This is a genomic window from Synechococcus sp. W60.1, assembly GCF_047461575.1.
Classification (GTDB): domain Bacteria; phylum Cyanobacteriota; class Cyanobacteriia; order Thermostichales; family Thermostichaceae; genus Thermostichus.
Genome location: NZ_JANSHL010000006.1, coordinates 50,016 through 54,456, shown reverse-complemented (window position 1 = coordinate 54,456; position 4,441 = coordinate 50,016). Strand labels below are relative to the sequence as shown.

2 protein-coding genes are annotated in these 4,441 nt (G+C 59.6%); one reads left to right on the top strand and one right to left on the bottom strand.

What is annotated here, in order from left to right; translation table 11 throughout:
- Positions 1-330: 330 nt before the first annotated feature.
- Entirely contained in the window at positions 331-1,761 is a 1,431-nt protein-coding gene (trxB, locus tag NW805_RS07410; RefSeq protein WP_414422115.1) for a thioredoxin-disulfide reductase, read from the top strand.
- A gap of 86 nt (positions 1,762-1,847) precedes the next feature.
- Here trxB and purL read toward each other — a convergent pair whose 3' ends face one another.
- On the bottom strand, positions 1,848-4,154 hold the full coding sequence (purL, locus tag NW805_RS07405; protein WP_414422114.1) for a phosphoribosylformylglycinamidine synthase subunit PurL: 2,307 nt from the start codon (positions 4,152-4,154) through the stop codon (positions 1,848-1,850).
- Positions 4,155-4,441 lie beyond the last annotated feature (287 nt).

Below are 4,441 nucleotides of genomic sequence, written 5' to 3'. Positions count from 1 at the left end.
GGTAGGGCAGAGCAGGCTCAGGGCTACTGAAAGCCCGCTCCGTACCGCTTAGCGGTCGGAGCCGGGTAGTTTACACACCTCTTTTCCTTCTGGCTTGGGTCAACCGGGATTGGGTGTTGGGGATCCAAAACTTGGGCAATGGCCGCCACTTGGCCAACCTCTGGGCAGAGATAACCCTATGGGATGGGCAAAAAAGGCCCCAATGGCCTGAGGCGAGCGAAAATGAGGCTAATAGGCCTCGGCCTCGACCGGTTCGCCAAGGGGTGTTAAGCTAAAGCGTAGTCGTTATGAGTTTGGCTTTTATTCCCATTGCAGAAGGAGAGACATCGGATGACAGAGCAAAGTCGGGTTGAGAATGTGGTGATTATCGGCTCCGGCCCTGCTGGGTTTACAGCAGCCATTTACGCTGGGCGTGCCAACCTGAAGCCGGTTGTGTTTGAGGGGTTCCAGGCGGGCGGGATCCCGGGCGGGCAACTGATGACCACCACCGAGGTGGAGAACTTTCCGGGCTTTCCCGAGGGCATCACCGGCCCCCAACTGATGAAGAACATGCGGGCTCAAGCGCAGCGGTGGGGGGCAGAACTTTACACCGAAGATGTCACCTTTGTGGATTTAAGCCAGCGGCCCTTTGTCGTCCGTTCTGACGAGCGGGAATTGCGCACCCACAGCCTGATCATCGCCACCGGGGCCACAGCCAAGCGCCTACACCTGCCGGGGGAGGAGACCTACTGGAACCGGGGCATGTCAGCTTGTGCTGTCTGCGATGGGGCTATGCCCATGTTCAGAGGGGTGGAATTGGTGGTGATCGGCGGCGGCGATACTGCCTGTGAGGAGGCCACCTACCTGACCAAGTTTGGATCCCACGTGCACATGCTGGTGCGCAGCGACAAAATGCGGGCCAGCAAGGCCATGCAGGATCGTGTTCTCAACAATCCCAAGATTACCGTGCACTGGCACAGCGAAGCGGTGGAAGTGGTGGGGGATGGTCTGCGTCTGACCGGGGTGAAAGTGCGCCACAACCAAACCGGCGAAATCCGCGAGATGCCGGTAGGTGGCCTATTTTATGCCATTGGCCATAAGCCCAACACAGACCTATTTAAAGGGCAACTGGAACTGGATGAAATCGGCTACATCGTCACCCGACCGGGCTCCGTGGCCACTAGTGTGGAAGGGGTCTTTGCCGCTGGAGATGTGCAGGATCACGAGTTTCGTCAGGCCATCACCGCCGCCGGTACCGGCTGTATGGCAGCGATGTTGGCGGAGCGTTGGCTCTCGGAACACGGCTTGGCCCAGGAGTATCACGTCCTTCCCCAAAGCCATCCTGAACCCAGCCCTGCTGCGACTTCTGCGGCAGAGTCTGCTGGGGATCCTGCTGTTGAGGAGGCCAGCTTTGAGGAAAATGGACAGGATGACTTAGACTTCAGCAAGACTTGCCATGAGGGGAGCTATGCCCTGCGGCGACTCTACCACGAAAGTGATCGCCTGCTCATGGTCAAGTACACCGCCCCCACCTGTGCCCCTTGTCATGCCCTCAAGCCGATCTTGAACAAGATCATCGATGAGTTCTCGGACAAGCTGCACGTGGTGGAGATCGACATCGAGAAAGATCCGGAGATTGCAGAGGCAGGGGGGGTGGCGGGCACCCCGACGGTGCAATTTTTCAAAAACAAGACGCTGGTGGCCCAGTTGGTGGGCGTTAAGCCCAAGTCCCAATATCGAGAGGTGATCCAGGCCAATTTGTGTGAGGAAAAATCCCCCTAAGGATGTTGTCCTCTCCAACCTCTGGCCCCTCTCCCCAAGGGAGAAGGGAGCTGGGCGCAGAAAACGGTTTCCCAACCGAGGCTCAGCTAGTCCGAAAAGGCACCGTGGTAGGCGGCCTGCATGGCTGCCAAAGACACCACCAGTAAGGGATCCTCTTCTGCCGTCCTTAAGAGCAGGGGATCCGCAGGGGATCCCACCTCTCCCAAAAGCTGCCACTGGCCGGCAAGCTGCGCTTCTAAGTAGGCTTCCCAAGCAGAGCGCTGGGCCGGATCCACAGAAACCAGGATGCGGCTGGATCCCTCGCCAAACAGGGCCTGATCCCAGCGCAAGGATCCAGGAGCCAAGGAGAGGGTTGCGCCGCGGCCTCCGCTCAAGCAGGCTTCTGCCAAAGCCACAGCCAATCCCCCCTCGCTGCAGTCGTGGGCAGAGCGCACCCAGCCCTGGCGGATTCCATGGCGACAGGCAGCTTGCACCCGCTTTTCCAATTCCAGATCCACTGGCGCGGGCCGGCCCGTAACTTGCTGGTGGATGACCGCCAAATACTCGCTGCCCCCCAAGCTGGTGAGGGCCTGAGATCCCAGGAGGTAAATGAGATCCCCTTCTTGCTGCCACCCCTGGCCACAGATGCATTTCAAGTCGGGAATAAGACCCACCATGCCAATGACAGGGGTAGGGTAGATAGCCTGCGATCCCTGGGGGGTGAGGGTCTCGTTGTAGAGAGAAACGTTTCCCCCCGTTACCGGCGTACCGAGGGCACGGCAGGCATCTCCAATCCCCCGACAGGCCAGGGCCAGCTGCCAGTACACCACCGGGTTTTCGGGATTGCCAAAGTTAAGGTTATCGGTAACAGCTAGGGGATCGGCCCCCACACAGGTGAGGTTGCGGGCAGCTTCCGCCACGGCTGCCTTGGCCCCCTCGTAGGGATCCAAATACACCCAGCGGCCATTGCCATCCAGGGTGGCAGCGATGGCCTTGCGGGAAGCTCGCAGGGGCGGCACCTCGCCCACGCCAAACTTTTGGGAACGGATGCGGATAACCGCCGCATCTCCCTGGCCCGGCCAAAGGACGGTGTTGTTTTGCACCTGGTGGTCGTATTGGCGATAGATCCAGGCTTTGCTGGCCAGAGTGGGGCTGGCCAAAAGCTGCAGCAGCACCTCTTTCCATGCCAGCGTTGCCTGAGCGAGGTGGATCCCCTGGCAATCACAAGGGGGTAGAGTGGCGGGATCCCATTGCCACGCTGCCTGCACGTAGGCTGGCGGCTCTGGCAACACCGGACGGACACAGACGGGGGTGTCTTCGGCCAAAGCCCGCGCCGGCACCTGCACCACGCAGGATCCCTGGTGCCAGATCTCCACCAGCGGCTCGGCAATGACTTCCCCGGCCACACTAGCTTGCAAACCCCAGCGGTGGAAGATCTCCATCACCTCCGCCTCGCGGCCTTTTTGCACCACCAGCAGCATCCGCTCCTGGGATTCCGAGAGCAGGTATTCCCAGGCAGCCATGCCGCTTTCCCGCGCCGGCACTCGGTCGAGGTCAAAGCGGATCCCCACCCCTCCCTTGGCGGCCATCTCCGCGGTGGAGCAGGTGATCCCGGCTGCCCCCATATCCTGGGCAGCCACCACAGCTCCTGTGGCAAAGGCCTCCAGACAGGCCTCGATGAGGCACTTGCCCAGGAAGGGATCCCCCACCTGCACTGCCGGCCGATCCTGCTGCGCATCCTCCTTGAGCTCGGCGCTGGCAAAGCTGGCGCCGCGGATCCCATCCCGCCCTGTAGTGGAGCCTACATACAAAACGGGATTTCCCACCCCTTGGGCTGCAGATTTGACAACCGTAGGGGTCTCCAGCAGCCCCAGGGCCATGACGTTGACCAAGGGATTGCCGCTGTAGCAGGGATCCACCGCCACTTCTCCCCCCACTGTGGGTACCCCGACACAGTTGCCGTAGTGGGCGATCCCTTCCACCACCCTGGCCATGAGGCGGCGGTTGCGGGGATCTGTTAGCGGCCCAAAGCGCAGCGAGTTAAGCAGGGCAATGGGACGGGCGCCCAGGGTAAAGATATCCCGCAGGATCCCTCCCACGCCGGTAGCTGCCCCCTGGAAGGGCTCCACTGCCGAAGGATGGTTGTGGGACTCGATCTTAAACGCCAGCCAATCCCCCTCCCCCAGATCCACTACGCCGGCATTTTCCCCCGGCCCCACCACTACCCGCTCGCCCGTGGTGGGAAAGTTTTTCAGCAGAGGGCGGGAGTTTTTGTAGCAGCAGTGCTCTGACCACATCACCCCAAACATGGCCAGCTCGTTGGGGTTGGGATCCCGGCCCAGCTGCTGCTGGATCTGTTGATATTCCGCCGGGGAAAGGCCGTGGGCTTTTAAGTCTTCGAGAGTATAGGGCATAGTGCTGATACATTTACGCTGAACACTGCTGAACATCACTGTTCAACTATGCAGCGATAGCATTCTGTTTGTTTCCAAACAGAATGGCGGTATCCCGCAAAGCTTTGAGTAGAATACCCAAAGCGCAGTTTCCGTGTCGTCTTACTACCAATTTTCTGCTTTGCTTTGGCTACCATGTTGGCAGACTCGAAAGTAAACAGAAAGATCAACTGGTAGTAATCCGTACTGAACATATTATACATTATTTTCAGTATAGTTGAGCTTATTATTGACTAGAGTCATGCTCC

Excerpts from the sequence above, each read along its gene's own strand:
- purL (WP_414422114.1), bottom strand. The coding sequence starts at position 4,154 with ATGCCCTATACTCTCGAAGACTTAAAAGCCCACGGCCTTTCCCCGGCG.
- trxB (WP_414422115.1), top strand. The coding sequence starts at position 331 with ATGACAGAGCAAAGTCGGGTTGAGAATGTGGTGATTATCGGCTCCGGC.